The organism is Cobetia sp. 29-18-1 (assembly GCF_029846405.1).
Taxonomy (GTDB): domain Bacteria; phylum Pseudomonadota; class Gammaproteobacteria; order Pseudomonadales; family Halomonadaceae; genus Cobetia; species Cobetia amphilecti.
On the sequence record NZ_JARWKS010000008.1, the window covers coordinates 55,095 to 76,530 of the forward strand.

At 62.5% G+C, this 21,436-nt stretch carries 14 protein-coding genes; 7 read left to right on the forward strand and 7 right to left on the reverse strand.

The features are described 5' to 3' along the window. Positions 1 to 122: 122 nt before the first annotated feature. The 4 genes from QD208_RS08135 (at position 123) to QD208_RS08150 (ending at position 5,460) form a co-directional block, all read left to right on the forward strand. Entirely contained in the window at positions 123 to 1,034 is a 912-nt protein-coding gene (locus QD208_RS08135; RefSeq protein WP_107334801.1) for a LysR family transcriptional regulator, read from the forward strand. Between the two features lie 133 nt (positions 1,035 to 1,167). Then, entirely contained in the window at positions 1,168 to 2,532 is a 1,365-nt protein-coding gene (pepQ, locus tag QD208_RS08140; RefSeq protein WP_279836487.1) for a Xaa-Pro dipeptidase, read from the forward strand. 348 nt (positions 2,533 to 2,880) lie between these two features. Continuing rightward, entirely contained in the window at positions 2,881 to 3,939 is a 1,059-nt protein-coding gene (locus QD208_RS08145; RefSeq protein ID WP_279836488.1) for a hydrolase, read from the forward strand. A 351-nt stretch (positions 3,940 to 4,290) separates the two neighbouring features. Further along, positions 4,291 to 5,460, forward strand: a complete 1,170-nt coding sequence (locus QD208_RS08150) for a dicarboxylate/amino acid:cation symporter (protein WP_043334254.1) — start codon at positions 4,291 to 4,293, stop codon at positions 5,458 to 5,460. Positions 5,461 to 5,650: 190 nt separating this feature from the next. Here the strand turns inward: QD208_RS08150 and msrA are convergent, their stop codons facing one another. Continuing rightward, positions 5,651 to 6,289: a peptide-methionine (S)-S-oxide reductase MsrA gene (msrA, locus tag QD208_RS08155; RefSeq protein ID WP_131432038.1), complete on the reverse strand. Its 639-nt coding sequence runs from the start codon at positions 6,287 to 6,289 to the stop codon at positions 5,651 to 5,653. A gap of 49 nt (positions 6,290 to 6,338) precedes the next feature. Here msrA and QD208_RS08160 point away from each other — a divergent pair, with 49 nt between their 5' ends. Next, positions 6,339 to 6,815, forward strand: a complete 477-nt coding sequence (locus tag QD208_RS08160) for a YchJ family metal-binding protein (protein ID WP_279836489.1) — start codon at positions 6,339 to 6,341, stop codon at positions 6,813 to 6,815. Between the two features lie 149 nt (positions 6,816 to 6,964). Here the strand turns inward: QD208_RS08160 and QD208_RS08165 are convergent, their stop codons facing one another. From QD208_RS08165 to QD208_RS08175, 3 genes are all read right to left on the reverse strand, one after another. Further along, complete coding sequence (locus QD208_RS08165) at positions 6,965 to 11,152, reverse strand: translocation/assembly module TamB (protein ID WP_279836490.1); 4,188 nt, start codon at positions 11,150 to 11,152, stop codon at positions 6,965 to 6,967. A 92-nt stretch (positions 11,153 to 11,244) separates the two neighbouring features. Continuing rightward, a complete protein-coding gene (locus QD208_RS08170) occupies positions 11,245 to 13,341 on the reverse strand; it encodes an autotransporter assembly complex protein TamA (RefSeq protein WP_279836491.1) in 2,097 nt (698 codons plus the stop codon). A 154-nt stretch (positions 13,342 to 13,495) separates the two neighbouring features. Next, complete coding sequence (locus QD208_RS08175) at positions 13,496 to 14,689, reverse strand: hypothetical protein (protein WP_279836492.1); 1,194 nt, start codon at positions 14,687 to 14,689, stop codon at positions 13,496 to 13,498. Positions 14,690 to 15,343: 654 nt separating this feature from the next. Here QD208_RS08175 and QD208_RS08180 point away from each other — a divergent pair. Next, the gene (locus tag QD208_RS08180) at positions 15,344 to 15,928 is read left to right on the forward strand and encodes a Fe-Mn family superoxide dismutase (RefSeq protein WP_043334256.1); all 585 of its coding nucleotides are present in this window, start codon (positions 15,344 to 15,346) and stop codon (positions 15,926 to 15,928) included. Positions 15,929 to 16,353: 425 nt separating this feature from the next. Next, positions 16,354 to 17,481 (forward strand): alcohol dehydrogenase family protein, encoded by a 1,128-nt coding sequence (locus QD208_RS08185; RefSeq protein WP_279836493.1) that lies wholly within the window; start codon positions 16,354 to 16,356, stop codon positions 17,479 to 17,481. 191 nt (positions 17,482 to 17,672) lie between these two features. Here QD208_RS08185 and QD208_RS08190 read toward each other — a convergent pair whose 3' ends face one another. The 3 genes from QD208_RS08190 to mtnA form a co-directional block, all read right to left on the reverse strand. Next, positions 17,673 to 18,959 carry a nucleotide sugar dehydrogenase gene (locus tag QD208_RS08190; protein ID WP_107334805.1) on the reverse strand — a complete coding sequence of 429 codons (1,287 nt, stop codon included), beginning with the start codon at positions 18,957 to 18,959 and terminating at the stop codon, positions 17,673 to 17,675. A 3-nt stretch (positions 18,960 to 18,962) separates the two neighbouring features. Continuing rightward, a complete protein-coding gene (galU, locus tag QD208_RS08195; protein ID WP_054556681.1) occupies positions 18,963 to 19,847 on the reverse strand; it encodes a UTP--glucose-1-phosphate uridylyltransferase GalU in 885 nt (294 codons plus the stop codon). 185 nt (positions 19,848 to 20,032) lie between these two features. Further along, positions 20,033 to 21,205: an S-methyl-5-thioribose-1-phosphate isomerase gene (gene mtnA, locus QD208_RS08200; protein ID WP_279836495.1), complete on the reverse strand. Its 1,173-nt coding sequence runs from the start codon at positions 21,203 to 21,205 to the stop codon at positions 20,033 to 20,035. Positions 21,206 to 21,436 lie beyond the last annotated feature (231 nt).

Consider the following 21,436-nt stretch of genomic DNA (forward strand, 5'->3'; position numbering starts at 1 on the left):
TCAGCGTGGCACCGGGCCCCGATGACGCATCCCCGAGATACTCTGGTGTGACACGTCCGAAGAGATGTGCGCCCGACCTCCTGACATGGCCTGTTCCCAGGCCGACGAGGCACTCCGATTACATGGAAATTCGCTGGCTCGAAGATTTCATCGTTCTGGCTCAGACCCGACATTTCTCGCGGGCGGCCGATGCACAGAATGTCTCTCAGCCCACCTTTTCCCGCCGCATCAAGTTGCTGGAAGAGGAGATGGGCACCACCTTGATCAATCGTCAGACCCTGCCGCTGTCGCTGACTCCCGCCGGAGACGAGTTTCTCCAGCTGTGCGAGCAGATCACCGAGCGCGTGCGCATCACACGCGAACGCCTGCAGGACATGGCCCAGCAGCAAGCCAGCAAGATATCGCTGGGGGCACCGCAGTCTCTGGTGTCCCACTTCCTGCCTGATTGGCTTGATCAGCTTCAGCTGCGTGAACAGGTGCTGCCCTATCTGCGCGCCACCGGCTGGCTGGCGGCCGACTACTTCCACGGGCTGGATCGCGGCGAATGTGATCTGGCGCTGTGCTATTGGCCCCAGGCACGTGTGGACCTGGGCTTTGAGCTGGACAGTTACCAATACCTGGTAGTCGGCGAAGAAACCTTCATTCCGCTGTGCGCGCCCGGCGCGGATGGTAACCCCCGCCATCAGTTGCCGGGCACGCGGCGCAATCCGCTGCCGTTCATCAGCCCGCATCCGCGCGCCGTCATCGCCACCTCGCTGATGGCGCATCTCGCTCAGGTCCCGATTCAGGCGCATCTGGTCACCATGAACGAGAATATCCAGGCGGCCAACATCAAGGCGCTGGTGTTGCAGGGCTATGGCATCGGCTGGTTGCCGCAGCGCCTGGCCGCAGAGGAAATCGCCAGCGGCAAGCTGGTACGTGCCGGTGACCCGCGCTGGGACCTGAGTCTTCATATCCGCCTGTATCGCCCGCGCGTGCCGCGCCACGACAGTGTCAGTGAACTCTGGCACCAGCTGGAAGCCCATTTCTCGTGAGTCACCCGGGCAGGAGGGTCGACGGCGCCGACTCAGCGGCGCTTTACCCTTCATTCCTACATTCTCCATCACCTCACGCCATTGACGTTCACTCCTCCAGGTCAGGCGTGCCGACCGTTTTCAAGGAAACATGATGTCTGACAGCCAGCTCAACGACCCGACTATCACCCACGCCCCGGCACATCGTGCGCATCTGGCGGCGCTGCAATCCGGCTACGAAGTTGCCATGCAGCAGCATGATCTGGACGCCATCGTGCTGCACAGTGGCAAACCGAAGCGGCATTTCGCCGACGATCAGGATGCCAGCTTCAAATCCCATGCCCATTTCCTGCACTGGGTGCCGATGGCGGGTCTCAGCGATAGCTGGCTGGTGATTCGCCCGAGCGAGCGCCCGACACTTTACCTCTATGCCCCCGATGACTTCTGGCATCTGTCACCTAGTCTGCCGACGCCGGACACTGCGCCCTGGGCCGAGCAGTTCGAGATCGTCCATCTGCGCAAGCCGACACTGCCACAGCGTCCCGAGGGCCGCGTGGCGCTGCTGGGCGAGATCGCCGAGCTTCAGCCGCAGGTGGTCAGCGAACTTGAGGCACTGCCCAACCCGGTCGGCCTGGTGCGCCAGCTCGACGAGGGACGCGTCTGCAAGAGCGAATTCGAGATCGCCTGTCTTAAAGAAGCCAGCCTGCGCGCCGCGCGTGGCCATCTGGCTGCCCGGCGCACTTTCATGGAGGGCGGCGCGGAGCTCGATATCCAGCTGGCCTATCTTGGCGCGTCGCGCCAACGGGAATCGGATGTGCCTTACGGCAACATCGTCGGTCTCAACGCGCATGCCGCGGTTTTGCATTACCAGCATTATGCTTTGCAGACCCCCGCCGCCCGTCACAGCCTGCTGGTGGATGCCGGCGCCAGCGTGCACGGCTATGCCTCTGACATCACGCGCAGCTGGGCGGGCGATGATGCGCTGCCGCTCTATCGCGCGCTGATCGAGGGCGTGGAGGCGCTGCAGAAGCGTCTGATCGCAAGGCTCGCGCCCGGGGTGGACTACGTCGACCTGCACCTCGAGATGCATCGCGAGCTGGGTGAACTGCTGCGAGAACTGGGCGTGGTGTCCCTGCCCGCCGAGGAACAGGTCGCACAAGGCATCACGGCAGCCTTCTGCCCGCATGGCCTCGGGCACCTGCTGGGACTGCAAGTCCATGATGTGGCGGGTCGCATTCCTGATCACACCACCGGCGACATCCGTCAGCCGCCGCAAGGGCACCCGATGCTGCGCCTTACGCGTGTGCTCGAGACCGGCATGGCCATCACCATCGAACCGGGCTGCTACATCATTCCCATGCTGCTGGAGCCGCTGCGCAACGATGCACGCGGTGAGCATATCGACTGGAAGCTGGTCGAGGCGCTGGCACCGCATGGTGGTGTGCGTATCGAGGACAATCTGGTCATCACTGCAGACGGCGCCCTCAATCTGACGCGCAGCCCGGCGACTGGCCTGTAATTAGGCCTGTCACAACAATGTCTGGGTCTTTTCGCTGTGACGCTTGCTGTCACACGCCTGATTCAAGCCGCCATGGGCCCTGTGCCGATGGCGGCTTTTTGTCGCGTATCCCGGGGCGGCGTATTCGAGCACCAAGCCAATAATGTGATCCAGGGCCGAGCTATCGCCATTGGCGTCGATGCGTATGCTGCACTGCGACTAGCGATTGGCGTCGCCAAGTGAAATGATGCCAACGATATCCGTGCAGAAATTCCTGTCAGATCTTGCTGCAGGCCACCGCCATCAAGGGCATGTCCTTCACCCGACCCCCAACGTCATCGCCCTGGCCTGCCACTGGAGCTACCTCACATGCCGCACTCCATCTTCACGTCAGAGTTTCGCCCTGCCCTTGGCCTGCGCAATCGCCATGTCCAGACCTTGTTGCCCCGATTTCTGCCCCGCGCGCCCCTGAGTCGACGCACCGAGATTCTCAATCTTCCCGATGGTGACTTCGTCGAGCTCGCCTGGGTCATCAGCGACGGTCATGAAAAGCGTGAGCGTACGACGCCCCTGAGCGACGATGCGCCCCTGTTCGTGCTGTTTCATGGCCTTGAGGGTGACTTGAGCTCGCCCTACGCCCGTGAGCTGCTCAATGCAGCCGCCCGGATGGGCTGGCGACCGGTGATGATGCATTTCCGTGGCTGCGGGCAATCTCCCAACCGCCTGCCACGCGCCTATCACAGCGGAGATACCGCTGACGCCTATTGGGTGCTCGGCGAGCTGGGGCGACGCTATCCGCACGCCATCAAGGTCGCCTGTGGCGTATCGCTGGGCGCCAACATGCTGCTCAAGCTGGTGGCGGAGCAAGGCGGTGATGGTCTGGATCTGGCCGGCGCGATCGCCATCAGCGCCCCGCTGGACCTGGCAGCCAGCGCGGACGTGCTCAACCAGGGCTTCTCGCGCCTCTATCAGCGCCATCTGCTCAAGGGCTTGAAGGCCAAGGTGGCGGCGAAGCTTGCCAATGGCCCGCTACCCATCTCGATCGGAGCGCATCAGCTGACGCAGCTGAACAGTTTCTGGGCCTATGACAACGAAGTCACCGCGCCCCTGCATGGCTTCACCTCGGCGAGTGATTACTACACGCGCTCCTCGGCGGGCCGTCTGCTGAGCGAGATCGAACTGCCGACGCTGATACTGCAATCGCTGGATGACCCCTTCATGCCACGCGATCTGTTCGCACGCTTCCACCAACCCTCCGAGGCCGTGCGTATCGAGCTCAGTGAGCGCGGTGGGCATGTCGGCTTCGTCGAGTGGCGCCGTGGGCGACTGAGCTCCTGGTTGGCTCGCCGTGTCAGTCAGCAGCTGGATGCCTGGAGCGGGCTGCCCAAGCCGCAAGCGCAGGCCGAGGTGCAGAGCGAAGCGCACTGAGCTGTCTGTATTGAACCGGCTGCATTGAACTGTCGTGCATCGAACTGGCGGCATTGTCCGCCATTCAGACGCCAACACGCTTTCCCCTCCCTGGCTTTCTTGTCTTCGGCTTTCCTCGGCTCTTTCCGTCTCTCCCACCCTTGCTCACCTTCCCACCCTCAGATCCGGTGGGAAGCCCTGAGCTCGGACTACTACAGTATACGTTGTTGGGGATTGCTAAATTTAGAGCATTAAAAATGATAACGGTATACAGGATGTATGGTGTGAAGGGTGACACGGATCACTGTCACGATTCAGGGAGAATGGTAGACTGCGCGCCCATCCTACGTTCAAGACTCTACTGGCCTGATAATGAACCTGATTTTTCGCCTGGTGCTCGGCATCGTGGCTGGCATACTGCTGGGACAATGGGCTCCCGAATCCCTGATCCGCGCCCTGCTGACCTTCAAGGTACTGTTCGGTGAGCTGCTGGAATACGCCATTCCGCTGATCATCCTGTTCTTCATCATGAGCGGGATCGCACGTCTTGAGCGCTCCTCGGGCCGTCTGCTGACCCTGACCATCGTGCTGGCCTATGCCTCGACGACGCTGGCAGGACTGTTGGCAGGCATCGTCGGGCTGGAGGTCGTGCCGCATATCGTGCAACAGGACCAGCTGCCGGTCAGTCATGCCATCAAGCACTTGAGTCCCTACTTCACGCTGGATATTCCGCCGCTGACCGATATCAGCACCGCCCTGGTGACGGCCTTCCTGTTCGGCATCGGCATTTCCGCCACCGAGCATGACGGCATGCGCCAGCTGGCTGACGGTGGCCGTGATATCGTCGAGCGCTTCATCGCCAAGGCGTTGATTCCTGCCCTGCCGTTCTATATCGCCGGCCTGTTCTGCGAGATGACGATCGCCGGCACGGTGGCCAATACCCTCAAGAGCTTCGGCATGATTCTGCTGCTGGCGCTGACCCTGCACTGGCTGTGGCTGAGCGTGCTCTACGTCACCAGCGGCACCAGCACCGGTCGCTCGCCCATGAAGGCGCTGGCCCACATGCTGCCCGCCTACTTCACTGCGGCCGGGACCATGTCTTCCGCGGCCACGATTCCGGTCACCGTGCGCCAGATGCACCTCAATCACATCTCGCCGTCCGTGGCGAGCTTTGCGGTGCCGTTGCTGGCCACCATCCACATGTGCGGCAGTGCCATCACGCTGACCGTGTGCGCCATTGGCGTGATGCTGGTCACTCCCTCATTGGCAACGCCCGAGCTCACCACCCTGTTGCCGTTCATCGCCGCGCTGGGCGTGACCATCATTGCCGCGCCCGGCTCGCCCGGCGGGGCCGCGATGACCTCGGTGGGCGTATTGCAGAGCCTGCTGGGCTTCGATGCCGCCGCCGTCGGCCTGATGATGGCGCTCTACCTGGCGCAGGACAGCTTCGGCACGGCGTGCAACGTCACCGGCGATGGCGCCCTGGTGCAGTGGATCGATCGCTTTGCAGAAGCCGAGCAGGACCGACAGCGCTACCGCTGACACTGTGCCTCGCCACATCTGACCGACAGCGGTTTCTGACAAAAGCTGTTTCTGACCGAAAGCTGCTCCAGACAGAACAAAGCCTCATGGCGGCCGTGAACTGCGCGGCGACCATGAGGCTTTCGTGTCTCTCAGCGGCAATCTCTCGTCTCATGACGGCATGCCCTGCCTGTCATGACTGCCGAGGCTTTCAACCGATGGGGCAGCTGATTCCCGTGCCTTTCAGGCCGCAGTAGCCGCCCGGATTCTTGGCCAGATACTGCTGGTGATATTCCTCGGCGTAGTAGAACTCGCGCAGCGGTGCGACCTCGGTGGTGATACGGCCGAGACCGGACTGGTCCAGCGCCTGCTGGTAGTCGGCCATGCTCTTCTCGACGATGGCGCGCTGGTCTTCGCGGGTGTAATAGATCGCGCTGCGGTACTGGTTGCCGATGTCATTGCCCTGACGCATGCCCTGGGTCGGGTCATGGGCCTCGAAGCTGGCCCGCAGGATCTCCGGCAGGCCGATCACCGTCGGGTCAAAGATCACGCGTACGACCTCGGTGTGGCCTGTCTTGCCGGTGCAGGTCTCTTCATAGCTAGGATTCGGCGTATGGCCGCCGGCATAACCGACCGCCGTCACCTTGACGCCCGGCAGCTGCCAGAAGAGGCGCTCGGCTCCCCAGAAGCAACCCAGCCCCAGCACGATCTCCTCACACTCACTGTCGAACGGCGGTACAATCGAGCGGCCATTGACGTGATGAACGCCGCTGATGCGAACCGCTTCACTGCGCCCTGGCAAGCTGTCCTGCGCTGAAGGAATGGTCTGCTTATCTTCCGTTATCCACATGGCGGACTCTCTCCTGTGTCGCGTCGTGCAATCGTGTATAGGTTCAATGATGTCATCTCTGCCCCCCAAGATCTGCCCCTGCCAGCCCAACAGCGCAAAGGCGCGACGCTACATCGATTGCTGTCAGCCGATTCATGCTGACATCACCCTCGCCGAACGCCCCGAGCAATTGATGCGCGCCCGCTATAGTGCCTTCTGTCTGTCGCTGAGTGACTTCCTGATCGACAGCTGGGACCCGGCCCATTGCCCGGCACGCGCCGATCTCGAAGGTGCTGGCCCGCAGTGGCTGGCATTGGAGATTCTGGACAGCGGACAAGACGCCGATACCGGCATGGTACGCTTTCATGCCACCTTCTTCGAGCAGGGAAAGTTCCAACAATTGCAGGAACTTAGCCGCTTTCATCACGATGGCCATCACTGGCGTTATGTCGACGGTGATGCCGAGTGGCAGACCCTGACGCCGGGGCGCAACAGCCTGTGTCCCTGTGGCAGCGGCAAGAAGATCAAGCGTTGCTGCACTGCGTGACCGTCAACGTCTTGTGCTGTCGCGCGTGAGCTTGATCTCTCAAGCATAAGCGAAACGAGCACCTCTGAAACGCCCCCTCCATAACAAGACAGCCCCCACCGAGCCTGTCGATTGGGGCTGAACCTGTGACACTCAATGGGCCTGACGTGTCATCTGTCCTTGCCGACTCTGGGCGCCAGCTCGCTGCGACCCAGCGAGAAGCTGTAGAGCAGATCCACGGCCTGCGCCGTGCCGGACACCGCTTCGGCATACAGGTTGCGGAACAGCTTGTAGCGCAGTGTCAGCTCCGCGATCGGCGAGAACAGCCCGACGCCGTAGCTGAGCTTCAGGTCCGGGGCGATATAGCCGCTGACCACCACCTGGCTGTCATCCCCGCTGCCGGAGCTGTCCAGACTCAGATCGCGCACGCCGAAGGTTTCCCCAATCTGGCCGACCACCTGGCCACTTTGCGCCAGTGACATGCCGATCAAGGCGGACGTGACCGCACTGTCACTGCTGGTGTCGCTGTCCAGGCCTTCACCGCGCAGCAGATAACTCAGTGCCGAGGACTCATCCATCGACGGGTCCGAGAAGATCTCGACGCTGGGTGACGAGGCAAGTCCCGTCACACGCACCCCTGCGGTCACGTCGTCCTCGGTGTTGTCAGGATCACGGATCGCTTCGATATTCAGACGCGGGCTCGAGGGCGGTCCGGCCAGCAATACCTGTCCCTTGCTGATCTGCAGGTCCTGCCCGAAGCTCTTGTAGGTCCCGTCGACCAGATTGACCTCACCGAAGACCTGCACGCCGCCCTTGGACTGACGCACATCGAGATCGCCTCTGAGCTTGGTCTTGAGCCCCATCGCCTCCAGGCGTGCATCCGGCCCGATATGGATGCCGATGCGCACATCCAGCGCCATGCCGGCCTCGTTGAGCGCCTTAGCGGTATCGCTGCCATCGGCAAGCTCGGCCGGGTTGGAGGTGTCCTCATCACTGGGACGCTCGATGATGATGGTATCACTGGAGGGTGACACGGCAGACGGCGGCACCTGGTCCACTTCGATGCGTGTCCACGGCACCCTGACGTCACCCCGCAGCTTGAGCAGTGTGGGGCTGGCATTGATCTCGAGATCCGGCGCGACACGCATGCGGCCGATCCCCGCGATATGCAGCTCGAGCGGATTCCTCGCGCCGTCGAGGTTCAATGACGCCGTCCAGTCCTCAAGCGTCGGCCAGGCCGCCTCGCCATCGATGCCCCAGCGCGCATCATTGCCCACCAGATAGCCATCGATATCGGCACTGTTGCCATCGAAGTCGACGGTGAACTGGGCATCCGACAGCGACACCGGCAGGCCTTCGCCCTGGACCTTGACGCCGGTCAGCGCGATCGGGCCGGTCAACGACGGCAGGCTCAGGTTGCCGCCGACCTCGACGTCACCCGCCAGCTTGCCTTCCAGCTGAGTCATGCCCGCCACCAGCGGACGATACGGCGAGAGGTCGATGTCGCGGATGGCCAGCGAGCCATCCAGCTGGCCTGCGCCCGCCGGGTCGAGGACCGACACGGTGAGACCGATACCGCCAGCGCTGTCGAGGCGAATCTGGGTATCGAGATCGGCCTTGTCGGGTGTGGCCTCCAGCGCCAGTTGCAGGGTGGTCTCGGGCAGTGACCAGGCATTGCCGTCGGCGTCTTCGCCGGCCAGCGTCAACTTGCCCGCCAGCTCCGCGTCAGCATTCCAGCGTTGGCCACCCTGCTTCCAGCTTGCCGTGATCTTGCCGCCCGTGGCCCCGCCGATGGTCCAGCTCTCCGGCATGGCGCTCTGGGCCATGTCCAGCGGAATCCCCTCGAGAGTCACCACGGCCTGACCGTCGTTACCCGCGCTCAAGGGCTCGGCGACACAGATCTGGCCGCCCTGTTCACGACTCAGGCAGAACGGCTGCACCAGCACGCTGCCCTTGGCGAGATTGGCATCGAAGCTCGCCGGTGTGTCGAAGTTGAAATCCCCGAAGTCGGTATTCGCCGTCAGCGGAGACAGCGCACCACGATAATGCTCACGCGCCTTGTCGAGCCCACCCTTGAGGGTCAGCCCCAGACGAGAAAGCGGCATCTCACCGGCCATCTCGGTATCGAACTGCAGGGTGTGATCGCTCAGGAAGCCTCCCAGCGTCAGCGCGACCGTCGCGATCTGCTGTCCGCCAGCTCTGACATCATCGGCATTCAGGGCGATATCCAGTGCCGGGTCATCAATGCCCCGCTTGCGGGCATCGACCCCGGCCGATAGCGCCAAGTCGGAGATACGGTTCTCACCGATCTGCAGGCGTCGTGCGGTGAAGTTGCTCGCCAGCTGAGGCTTGTCGAGCGTGCCCGAGGCATCTATCTTGCCCTTGAGCTCACCCGCGATATCCGGCATCAGGGTCGAGAGCGCCGGGAAATCGATGTTGGCCGCCAGAGTGATGGTCTTGGCAATCTTGCCATTGGCGCTCAGCCGGTTCTGGCCCTGACGCAGCTCCAGCGCGTTGACGTCCCACTGCATGTCGGCATTGCCTGAAAGCTTGCCGGTCAGCGTGAGCGGACGCTCGAGCAAGGTGCCATGGATATCCAGCTTGCTGACATCGACGGCCCACGGGCCTTGCTGCGGTTGATTGAAGCTGGCCACGAGATTGCCGCTCAGCTCACCACGCACGGCTTTCTGACCGCCCCCGGTCGGGGCCGGCAGCAAGTCTTCGGGATGCAGCTTGTCGAGGGCCAGCTCGGCGGCGACCTGGATACCTTCCTGCCAGTGAATCTCGCCACGGGTGGTCGCGGAGCCACGCTTGAGCGCGATCTTGAGCGGCTGCCAGCGGTAATGCTCGAGATCGCCGTCGCCTGCCAATGACAAGGTGGCGCGCGGAATGTCACGCCCCTCGATGATGGCGTCCAGCGTGGTCGTATACCCCGACAGTGAGCCCTTGGCGACCAGTGCCAGATTCTCGACGCTATAGTCAGGCGTGAAGGAGGCAGCGGCAGCGGTGCCGGACGTATTCTTGCCATCCTTGGCTTGGGTCGCTGTCTGAGCGCCTTTCTGCGCATCAGCGGAGGTGTCATCAGAGGCATCAGCGACGGCAGCAAAGGGCCAGGTGATCCGCTCGGAGCTCAGGCGCGCCTCGAAGGGCAGATCGTTGTCCAGTACATCCGCGCTGGCCACCAGCTCAGCGGCCAGCGGACCGTCGGCCTTGAGAGAGGCTTCAAGATCCGCCAGCGAGCCCTCCAGAGTCAGGCGGAGCTTTTCATGACGCACGGGATCAATCAGGGTCTCGGCATTGAGCGTGGCGCTCAGGGGATACTCGTCCTTCAAGGTAACCTGCGCCACGAGATCGGCGTTCACGTCACGGGAATCGACCTCGAGACGCGAGAGCGTGATGTCATGTCCTTCCGCCTTGAGCGCCAGCGACAGGCGACTGACCTCATACGGGCTTGGCCCCTCGAGCGCAAAGTCTTCAATGGCGAGATCGGGAACCTCGATGGTCAGCGGAATATAGACTTCCGGCAAGGCGATGCGCCCGGCCTGTGCTGGCTGATCCGTGGTTTCAGCGGCAGTCTTGCCAGACACTTCTGCGGCGTCATCCGTGACGGTCTCATCCGTGATGGCCTTGTTCGAGGTAGCCTTGGCGGCGCTCTCGGCTTGAGGCGCCACGACCTGAGCATTGACCACTGCACTTGCCGCTTGCTGAGCCTCAGGCGTGATGCTCACTCCCTCGAGACTGACGGCATCTGACGCCGTTTGAGCCGCGGCGGCATCGGCCGGAATGAAACGACTGGTGATCAGGCGTGTCTCGCCCAGCGTCAGCGTACTCACTGACAGCGCAGCCGAGGTATGGAAATGATCAAAGGTGACGCGACTGCCATCCGCCAGCGCCAGGGCGAAGTCATCAATGGCGACCTTGCGCACCTCGATGGGAATCGGCACCACGATGGGCACGTTGAGGCTCTCATCGCTCTCCGCTTCCGGCTCAGTGCTGGCACCGCTTTCGCTCAGGGTGATCGCGAGACCACTGGACTCCAGCGACTCGAGACACAGCTTGCCCTTGAGCAGACAGTCCTCGCCCCAGGCCAGCGACAGGGAATCGGCATTGACGGCCAGCCCCGGCAGATCCAGCGAGACGTCCTTGAGCGACAGTGCTTCCAGCGGTGAGCCGGAGGCCTGGGAATAATCGATGAAGCCACGCGAGCGCGCCTGATCGAGCACCAGCCCGGTGCCCCACGGGGACAGCACGCCCCCGACCAGCAGCATCGTCAGCCCGATCAGGAACACGAGCAGCCATATCAGCAACCGGATGACCAGGCCGCCCCGACGTACATAGGGATTAGACAATTCCAACATCTCCATATCTTTTTTATCAGCTCACCCGCTCAGCTGATGGTCCTTTGCTGGCGCTTGATCCGCACGACACTCGTTTTAGAGACGCGGCCCGCTCAGAATTCCGGCCCGATCGAGAAGTGAATACGGTAATCGTTGTCATCGTCATCGAAGGGATGGGCGATATCGAGACGAATCGGCCCCACCGGCGAGATCCAGCGAATCCCCATGCCGGCCGCCGTCTTGAGCTCGAGTGCGTCCCAGCCATTGAAGGCGTTACCGGCGTCGTAGAAGGTCGCGCCCCACCAGTCGCCCGTCAGACGGTAATCGTATTCCAGGCTGCTGGTGAGCAACGAGCTACCGCCTTCGAGATCGCCGTCATCATCTTCCGGGGCGAGTGTCTCGTAGGAATAGCCACGCACACTGTTGTCGCCCCCGGTGAAGAAGCGCATCGAGGGCGGCATGTCATCAAAGTTGTCGGTATCGACGTGGCCGACGCCCATGCGCGCCACGAAACGATGGTTGTCGCCGATGGAGCGTATCCAGTTGGTGTTGAACTGAGAGCGCAGGAAGGTCACGTCCGAACCCCACATCTGATCGCCGTACTCGAAGGTCAGCTGTTGGCGGTCGCCCCACATCGGGAAGGTCTTGGGGCGTGTGCGGGTGCGGTTCCAGCTCACACCGGGATACAGCAGCAGCACGGCCCCGGATTCGTCCGCCTGGGTGTAGTCCTCATAGGTGGAACCGAAGAACACGCGCTGGGTCCAGCCATTGTCGAACTTCCACTCGCGGGTGAAGCGCACGGTGGTCTCGAGACTCTCGGTATCTTCATCGTCGGTGTTCGACATCCCGTACTCGAGGACATAGCTATCCTTGAGCGGGTCTTCGAGCGGCATGCGGTATTCGCCCTCGAAGGTCTGTTCCGGTGAGGATAGGAACAGGCTGTTGGTCAGGCTATGGCCATAGCGATTGACCCACGGCATCTCCCAGCTGAACTGCAGACGTGGCCCGACATCCGTCGCGTAGCCGATACCGGTCTCGAACTTGTGACGGTCAGCGGGAATCAGGCTGATGTCCACGGGGATGATGGGGCCGTTGGCCGTCTTGACCGCGGCCTCCAGCGCATCGCCCGTCAGCACCGGCGTGTCGTTGCCGGCGGCTTCGGTAGTGCCAGCCACAGCGGAGTCAGCGTCATCAGCATTCACGGTGGCCTGCGCAGCAGAGACCGTCGAGTCCGAGCGGGACGCCGCGTCAGCGCGACGGCTCTCATCCCCCGTCTGCTCGCCCTCAGCACCCTCAACTTCAGCTCTCTCGATTTCAGTCCTCTCGACATCGGCAAGCCATGACCCCTCATAGCCCTGTGCCTCGGCATAGGGAGTCTTGATCTCGCTGTCGGGACTGGTGGTCTTGAGTTCGGCGCCCGGATTGAGCTGTGGCTTGATCGCGGCCGAGCGGAACCAGCCGGCTTCACTCAGCCGCTGGTTGAACTGGGTCAACTTGCCGGCTTCGTAATAATCGCCAGTCTCGAACGGCTGCATGGCCTTGACGCGATCCAGCTCTATCTGACTGTTGAGGTAGGTGATATCACCGAAGCGGTAGCGCTGACCGCTCTGCATGACCAGATAGATGCGTGCCGAGTGCAGCCAGGGGCGTACCTCGATGCGCTGCTGGGAGAAGGAGGTGTCGAAATAGCCGCGCTCGAGGCTGAGCGACGTAAGAGTCGACTTGAGGCTGTCATAGCGAGAGTGACGCAGCACATCGCCTTCCTCGAGGTCGGCGTCGGCCAGTACCTTCTTCATGACCTTGTCGCGCGCGGCGTCACCATCGAGTCGCAGCTCCAGCGTCTCGATGGTGACCGGCTCACCGGCATCCACCGTCACGACCACATCATCGCCGCCCAACAGCCCCTTCTCGGGATAGCTGAGCGTGATCTGGGCATCGTAGTAACCGAAGGCCTGCAGCGCTTCCTGGGTGCGCCGGATGATCTCATCCTCATAGCGCTCGGCCGGTGCATCGCCCTCAAGCGTCACCCCGGCCAGGAAGTTGACCACATTGGTCGCCGTCGCGCCCTTGACGCCCTTGACGGCGGCATCGATCGCCAGCGCCTGCGGCGCGAAGCACAGGCCGCCACACACGATCAGCGGCGTCAGATAGCGATGCGGCAAACCGCGCGTCCCGGTCGCTCGAGCAGACTCTTTGTTGTCGCCACTCATGATTCGTCCTTTGTTGAGTGCTGGTGGAAAGCACTGTCCATCGTTCCCATTCATCATGTCGTGCGGCGCTCGGTCATCACGGGGCGTGTCACATGGCCCGCCAGAGTGGCGGACCACGCCATATCGTCGTTACTTGTATCCCTGCGGCACCGGCTCAGCGACGTTCCAGTCGACTGACGCGCTGCTCAAGCTCAGATACCTGGCCCAGCAGCGACGCGACACGGCCACTCAGCTGACGGCGGCTGGCATCCAGCGAGCGCAACTGCTCTCGCGTGTCCTCTGACGCCCCCTGTGAGCTGGCTTCCAGGCCGGCACTGAGCGCTGTCTGCTGACGGCGCAGCTCACCCAGCTGGGAGGCCAGTGAGCGTTGCGCGCTCTCAAGCGCTGTCAGCTCGTCAAGCGGCGCGAAACGGCCCTTGAGCTTGCTGGCCAGTTCATCGCCATCAGCGGCGGCTGCAGGCTCCGGCAGTGCCTTCAGCGTCTCGCCCAGTTGCTGCTGCGATTGCTGCAAGTCACGCGTCTGAGTCTGTTGCGTGGCCAGGTCCGTCTTGAGTGCCGTGAGGCGAGTCTCGAGCGAGGCCAACTGCTCGGCGCTGTTCTCAACCTCGCTTTCAATATCGCTCTGCAAGCTCTCGATGCGGGAAGCCAGCGTGTCCAGGGTGCTGGAGGTCTTGTCCACCAGCGGCTCGAGGTGCTCAAGCGTGGCCGACTGGGCATCCAGACGTGCGCCCAGCGCTGCACGGCCATCACGGCTGAGGGATTCCAGCGCCGCCATCGAGCCTTGCAGCGCCGTGATCAGGGTCGCGTGATTGTCACCTGTCTGCGCAAGCGTCGTGACGCGACCATCCAGACGATCAAGCGCCTCGTCCATGGCGGTCAGACGCTCTTGAGCGCCATCCGCGTCCTTCGCCACCTTGCCTTCCAGTGTCTCGAGGCGCGCGACGGCCTCACTGGACAGGGACGCCTTGTCCTCCTGCAGGGTGGTCAGCGCCGGCACGACAGTGTCATTCAACTGGCTGTCCAGGGCGCTGAGTTGCTCACCCAGTGCATCACGCAGTTCGCTCAGGCGCTCATCGCCCTGCTGCTCGAGCTGGGCCACGGAACGTTCGAGCTGGCTGACACGCGCGCCGAGCTGATCGCGTTGATCGCCCCCGAGGGTCTGCAGGTCATGCAGCTGCCACTGTTGCCAGCCCACCACGCCCCCCAGGGCGAGGAGGCAAAGCCACGTCGGCCAGCGTCTGGGCACGGGGGGACGAGTGTGATGCACGCCAAGCGCATCGTCGGGACGCGCGACCAGCGCATCGTCCGGTGAGTCATTGAGAGACGGTTCAGCGTTGTGCGGCCGCATTCTGGCTCCAGGTCCGGCAAACGATCAGCAGCGAAAGGTTCAGCGCAGCATCTTCAAGGCGGCGCAAGACGACCGGAAGTGCGCTTTTTCGCCTTGCTGTATAAAAATACAGTCATGCAGGTTCTGCAAAAGATAAGTCACGGTTCACGTACAGGAAATCGAGTCTAACAGCTGACCTCGGTCATCTCATCAGGTTCCCGCCATGGCCCGTCATCGAGGGCAGAGTGGCAGGAATGTGGCAAAAGCCTGGCAATGAACGCGAGCCCTGCAAGACGCTTGAGGGGATCCCGCGGTCAGTGCCCACCAGCGTTGGCCTGTCGGTGTCTGGGTGCTATAGTGCCAGACACTGCGATACGCGCAGCCTCTGTCTTCGTAGCTATCTGGATTCACAAGGTTTTTCACGCTGATTGCACATTTCATGCGCGTAGCCACGGCATGAAGGATGCACGGCGAGTCATGCACTTTCGCCCTTGCCCGCTGCCTGAGCGGGTGGCCAGTTTCAGGGCCGGGAGTGATGCTGGTCGCGGAGCTTGAGTCTGTGCTTGTCTGACCCTCTTCCATCACGCGATGGCAGGTCAGGCATTGAAATACTCAGCCCCAAGCCCCACGAAGGCAGAGTACGACCCAATTGGTGAGGAAAAGGAGCTGATCCCCATGGCATTTGAACTTCCAGCACTGCCGTACGAAAAGAACGCACTCGAGCCGACCATCTCTGCCGAGACCCTTGAGTACCATTACGGCAAGCATCACCAAGCCTACGTCACCAAGCTGAACAGCATGGTCGAAGGCACTGCTGACGCAGAAAAATCTCTCGAAGAGATCATCCAGAGCGCCCAGGGTGGTCTGTTCAACCAGGCAGCTCAGGTGTGGAACCACACCTTCTACTGGCACTGCCTGTCCCCGAATGGTGGTGGCGAGCCGTCCGGCCCGCTGGCAGACGCCATCGTGGCCAAGTGGGGCTCCGTTGCTGACTTCAAGGAAGCCTTCAACACTTCCGCCGCTGGCAACTTCGGTTCCGGTTGGACCTGGCTGGTCAAGAACGCCCAGGGCGAGCTGGAAATCGTCAACACTGACGACGCTGACACCCCGATCGCCAAGTCTGGTCAGACTCCGCTGCTGACCGTCGACGTCTGGGAACACGCCTACTACGTCGACTACCGCAATGCGCGTCCGAAGTACCTGGAAAGCATCTGGAACATCATCAACTGGGAATTCGCTGCACAGAACTTCGCAGCCTGAGCTTTTCCAGATTGAGTTTGGCTAGACCAAGCTTGGCTAGCCTCAGGAGGCCGAGTCGTTTACCGCTCGGAACTCCAGTTGAGCCAAGGCATCCGACGTCACCCTGATATGACGCCTGGATGACCTGCTCTGAAAACCCCGCCAACTGGCGGGGTTTTTTTCGTTCAAGACAACGTCACCCAGCCGCGAGCCTGCTACACGCAAGGCTTGGCTACGCTGTATGCACCACCTGGAGAAGAATCTCGTCTGTCGACTTGCAAATGACGGAGGTGCCCCTATCTAATGATGTAGAAGTAGAACGTATGCTCTACCTCGTTGCGTACATCTTGATCGCTCACAGGGATTCGACGACATGGTTGGCACACACTGCTTGAAATGCATTCTTTGACTGCACGAAATACATACTTTGAAAAAAGGGAATACCGATGCCCACTGACACCTCGACCTCCTCTCTGCCCGACTCCATGCTGGCGATCGTGACCACCGGCCATGGGGGTTATGAATGCCTCGAGACGCAGCAGCGCCCGGTGCCGGCACCCGGTGAAGGCGAGGTGCTGATCAAGGTGCTGGCGGCTGGCATGAACAATACCGAGATCAATACGCGTCTGGGCTGGTATTCCTCCACGATCACTACCGCGACCCAACAGGCCAGCAGCGTGCATGACAACGCGGATGCAGACGCGACGACCGACAAGCCGGCACCGCCGGAAGGTGGCTGGAAGGGAGAGACGCCCTTCCCCCTGATACAGGGCACGGATTGCTGTGGCGAGGTGGTGGCATTGGGCCCGAATGCGGATGCCAGCCTGCTGGGCAAGCGCGTGCTGGTACGCTCCTGCATGCGCAGCGAGGGCTGGGACTCGTTGGAAAACGAATGGATGGGCTCGGATTTCGACGGCGCCTTCGCGCAGTTCGTCAGCGTGCGCGCCAGTGAAGTGTTCGCGGTGGATTGTGACTGGAGCGATGTCGAGCTTGGCTCCCTGCCCTGTGCCTATGGCACGGCGGAAAACATGCTCGAACAGGCAGAGCTCAAGGCGGGCGAGCGTGTGCTGATCCTGGGCGCCTCGGGCGGGGTCGGTTCCGCTGCATTGCAGCTGGCCAAGCGCCGCGGCGCGACGGTGTTTGCCGTGGCAGGCGTTGCCAAACATGAGGCTCTGGCAGAACTTGACGCCGACAAGCTTCTGGACCGCAAGGCCGATCTGCTCGAGCTGCTGGGCCACGAAAGCGTCGACCTGGTGGTCGACAATGTCGCGGGCGACAACTTCCCGGTCATGATGAAACTGCTCGCGCGTGGCGGCCGTCTGGTGACCACCGGCGCCATCGCCGGCCCGATGGTGACGCTGGACCTGCGCGACCTGTACCTCAAGAACCTGCGCCTGCTGGGCACCACTGCCTGGTGTGAAGCCACCTTCCCCAATCTGATCCGCTACGTGGAGCAAGGCGAGATTCGTCCGCTGATCGCGGCCAGCTTCCCGTTGACCGAGATCGTCACTGCGCAACAGCAGTTTCTGAGCAAGGGCCACGTGGGCAAGTTCGTGCTCGAGCCCTGGGCCTGAAGACAGCTTGGCGGTCATCATGAAAAGCCTGGCGGCCTAGGTTTCAAACCTGAGCCCCACGACAAAAAGCCCTCATCCGGTCCCGGATGAGGGCTTTTGCATACTGAGCACGCAAGGCTCAGCCTGAAGGTGCGTCAGTCTGAGAGAACATCAGCTTCAGAGTGCGTCAGCCTGACCCACCGAGATGCCCGTCAGGGGCTGGCACGGCGGCCGATGCCGCGATAGACCAGTCCCTGACTTGCCACGTAACGCGGGTCGAAGATGTTGCGACCATCGAGCACCAGGCCCGCGCCCAGCTCACGCTTCAGGCGCTGCCAGTCCGGGTTCCAGTAGCACTTCCACTCGGTGACCAGCATCAGGGCATCAGCGCCCTCCAGGGCGTCATACATGTTGCCATCGACCAGCTCCAGCAACGGATGCGCACCACAGGCCTCCCCCAGCGCCGACAAGGCCGCGGGATCATGCACGCGCACGCGCACGCCCTGGGCCCACAGCGCCTCAAGCAAGGTCAAGACCGGCGCATGGTCGATACGCGCGGTACCCGGCTTGAAGGCCGCGCCCCAGATCGCCACGGTACGACCGCGCAATTCACCATCGAAGTGCTGCCACAGCTTGCGGAACAGCGTCTCCTTCTTGGCCTCGTTGATGTCGAGCACATGCTCGAGCAACATCGATTCACGCCCTGTCTGATGCTGAACATCGGCCAGACGCATCAGATCACGCGAGAAGTTCGGGCCGCCGAATCCACAGCCCGGATAGAGATAGCCGAAGCCGATACGCGGGTCGGCGCCCATGCCCTGACGCACATATTCCACATCGACGCCGAGGGAGTCGGACAGACCCGCCACTTCGTTCATGTAGCTGATACGCGTCGCGAGCATGCCGTTGATGGCCAGCTTGGTCAGTTCGGCGGCGCGGCGCGGCATGATCTGGAAGACATCTTCACGCCGGTTGAAGGCACGCAGCAGCTCCTGCACCCGCAGGGTGGCAGGTTCCGCTTCGCTCCCAAGCAACCAGCGGGCCGGACGCTCGAAGGTGGCCAGTGAACGGCCCTCCTCCAGCATGTCCGGCAAGGCGACGGCGTACTGGTCGTCACGCGGCAGCAACGCCTCGAAACGCTCGGTCGTGCCCACCGGGAAAGTCGAGTTGTTGACCAGCACCAGCGGCTCATCCAGGGTCGCCACCAGCTGCTCGACACGGCTCAGTGCGCTTTCGCGCTGGTCCGGCGAGACGGCGATCCAGTGGATATCGATGCGCCGCAGTGACTCGAGGTCCTCGATGAGAGTGAGATCGCCCCGCTCCCGATGGCGATCAAGACGTTCGCGCAGGCCTGGCTCACTGTTCAACCAGTCGACGCGTTCCAGGGCAGCCCAGTCCATGTCCTCATGTGGCCACCACCAGACACGGTGACCCACGCTCGCCAGAGCGGCGCTGGCCGTTGCCGCCGCCAGTTCGCTTCCGTGCACCAGCACCTGCATGGCTTATTTCTCCTGGTAGCGAGTCAGCAGCTCGCGGAAGCCTTCACCGAAGGTCGGGTGACGCTTGGCAAAGGAAAGAGTCGCTTCAAGATAGCCCAGCTGGTGGCCGCAATCGTAGGTATCACCGGCCATGCGGTAGGCCGCGACGGCCTTGTCGTCACGCAGGGTGTCGATGGCATCTGTCAGCTGGATCTCACCACCCGCGCCCGGCGGAGTGTTCTCCAGAAGCTCGAAGATACGGCCCGGCAACAGATAACGGCCGATGACCGCCAGGGTCGACGGCTCGGTGCCCGGGGCCGGCTTTTCGACCATGCCATTGATCAGGGCGGACTTGCCGGCTTCCGGCGTGTCACCGTCGATCGCGACGATACCGTACTTGTAGGCCATGTCCTGCGGGACATTCTCGACCATGATCTGGGCGGCGTTGGTGGCTTCGTAGGCCTCCATCATGCGCGCCAGGTCATTCTTCTCGAGTCCTTCGCCATCGACCAGCACGTCCGGCAGCATGACGATGAACGGCTCATCACCGACGATCGGCTTGGCACACAGCACGGCGTGGCCCAGGCCCAGCGGCTCCGGCTGGCGCACGCTGATGATCTTGACGTCATCCGGAATGATGTTACGCAGCTGTTCGAGCAGCTCGAGCTTGCCCTTGGCTTCCAGGGTGGTTTCCAGCTCGAAGTGCTTGTCGAAGTGGTTCTCGATGGCATTCTTGCTGGAATGGGTGACCAGCACGATTTCCTTGATACCGGCTGCGACCGCTTCTTCCACCACATATTGGATCACCGGCTTGTCGACGATGGTGATCATTTCCTTGGGGATGGCCTTGGAGGCCGGGAGGCAACGTGTGCCGAGACCGGCAACAGGCAGAACAGCCTTGCGTATCATGTAGCGTCTTCCTTGTGTCTATGTCGTGGTGAAGCCCGTCGAAGGACCTCCACGGGGTTACTGTCGTCGAAGCCAATCAACGACCATCCTTCATCATAGGCAGAGATTATGCCAGTTTGATCAAGGAGTGCGAAATTCCTGCACTATCCGAGGCTTGGTGAGCGCTACCACCCTGCGAAACGCCATCAGCGGCGCATGGCGCGCCCGAGCAGCGCACCGACACTGTCGCTATCGGGCGACTCTACCACGCCATGTTCGGTGACGATGGCATCAATATACTCATGCGGTGTGACATCAAAGACCGGATTGAAGACATCGATGTCCTGCGGCGCGATCTGGCGTCCGCCCGCCTCGCGCAGCTCGGCGGCGTCGCGCGTCTCGATGGGGATGTCCGCGCCACTGGCCAGGCTGCCATCGAACGTGGCCAGCGGGGCCACCACCATGACCTTGATGCCATGGGCGCGCGCCTGAACGGCCAGCGAGAAGGTGCCGATCTTGTTGGCCGTGTCGCCGTTGGCCGCAATGCGGTCCGCGCCGACGATCAACCAGCGCACGCCTTCCGGCGTCCGGGCACCCTGCTGCATGATCAGCGAGGCTGCGCCTTCCACGGCCAGACGCGCGGGAATCCTCTCCTGCACCAGCTCCCACGCCGTCAGGCGAGAGCCTTGCCACCAGGGGCGCGTTTCGTTGACATGCACACGGCCGAGAATGCCCTGGGCGTAGGCGGTACGGATCACGCCCAGCGCCGTGCCGTGGCCGCCGGTGGCCAGCGCGCCGGTATTGCAGTGGGTCATGACCTCGCACCGCGTCTCGCCCTGCGCGAGGGAGGCCGCAATCACCTGGGCACCAAACTCGGCCATACGCAGATTGTCCTCCAGATCCTGCTCATGAATGCGCACGGCCTCCTTCAGCAACGCCTCATACGGGGCCTGCGACTGAGTGGCGTGTGCGGCAATCACCTTGCGCATGCGATCCAGCGCCCAGAACAGGTTGACCGCTGTCGGGCGCGAGGCAGCCAGCACATCACAGGCACTGGCCAGGCGTGACTGCCAGTCGCCGCCCTCGCGGTTGATGACGAAAGCCTCTAGCGCCACGCCATAGGCGGCGGCGATCCCGATGGCCGGTGCACCGCGGACCACCATGTCGGTAATGGCAGTCGCGACCCCGCGTGCATCCTCGAGCAGCACCTCGCGGGTCTCACCCGGCAGCAGACGCTGGTCGAGCAGCGCAAGCTTCACCGCCGGCTTAGTGATATCAGGAGAGACGTCAGCGCTGGCCTCGGGCGGGGTGCCTGCCGTGTCTTCTTCCCGCGACGCACACTCTTGCTGGCTTACCCAGCGAATCGGAACCAGGCTCATGACCACTCCCCGTTGCTACATGACAATAATGACGACTGGTCATCGCGCGTGGCGCGACGCCCCGCCCCATCGTAACGCAAGTGCCCGTCATGATGAGTTTTTTTCGCTGGACGCTGACCCGCGACGGCAGTCGGATTAGAATGGTGGAATCGTGCCCGAGGGTAAGGTGCCTGTACAGGCCTGCCACTTCCCGAACAGCACTTCCGTAACGGTAAGGATGCAAAGATGAGC

What these genes read in the sequence shown, in the direction of transcription:
- QD208_RS08175 (WP_279836492.1), bottom strand. Translation starts at nt 14,689, where the DNA reads ATGCGGCCGCACAACGCTGAACCGTCTCTCAATGACTCACCGGACGAT.
- QD208_RS08170 (WP_279836491.1), bottom strand. Translation starts at nt 13,341, where the DNA reads ATGAGTGGCGACAACAAAGAGTCTGCTCGAGCGACCGGGACGCGCGGT.
- QD208_RS08190 (WP_107334805.1), bottom strand. Translation starts at nt 18,959, where the DNA reads ATGCAGGTGCTGGTGCACGGAAGCGAACTGGCGGCGGCAACGGCCAGC.
- QD208_RS08150 (WP_043334254.1), top strand. Translation starts at nt 4,291, where the DNA reads ATGAACCTGATTTTTCGCCTGGTGCTCGGCATCGTGGCTGGCATACTG.
- QD208_RS08180 (WP_043334256.1), top strand. Translation starts at nt 15,344, where the DNA reads ATGGCATTTGAACTTCCAGCACTGCCGTACGAAAAGAACGCACTCGAG.
- QD208_RS08135 (WP_107334801.1), top strand. Translation starts at nt 123, where the DNA reads ATGGAAATTCGCTGGCTCGAAGATTTCATCGTTCTGGCTCAGACCCGA.
- QD208_RS08165 (WP_279836490.1), bottom strand. Translation starts at nt 11,152, where the DNA reads ATGTTGGAATTGTCTAATCCCTATGTACGTCGGGGCGGCCTGGTCATC.
- QD208_RS08160 (WP_279836489.1), top strand. Translation starts at nt 6,339, where the DNA reads ATGTCATCTCTGCCCCCCAAGATCTGCCCCTGCCAGCCCAACAGCGCA.
- galU (WP_054556681.1), bottom strand. Translation starts at nt 19,847, where the DNA reads ATGATACGCAAGGCTGTTCTGCCTGTTGCCGGTCTCGGCACACGTTGC.
- msrA (WP_131432038.1), bottom strand. Translation starts at nt 6,289, where the DNA reads ATGTGGATAACGGAAGATAAGCAGACCATTCCTTCAGCGCAGGACAGC.
- pepQ (WP_279836487.1), top strand. Translation starts at nt 1,168, where the DNA reads ATGTCTGACAGCCAGCTCAACGACCCGACTATCACCCACGCCCCGGCA.
- mtnA (WP_279836495.1), bottom strand. Translation starts at nt 21,205, where the DNA reads ATGAGCCTGGTTCCGATTCGCTGGGTAAGCCAGCAAGAGTGTGCGTCG.
- QD208_RS08145 (WP_279836488.1), top strand. Translation starts at nt 2,881, where the DNA reads ATGCCGCACTCCATCTTCACGTCAGAGTTTCGCCCTGCCCTTGGCCTG.
- QD208_RS08185 (WP_279836493.1), top strand. Translation starts at nt 16,354, where the DNA reads ATGCCCACTGACACCTCGACCTCCTCTCTGCCCGACTCCATGCTGGCG.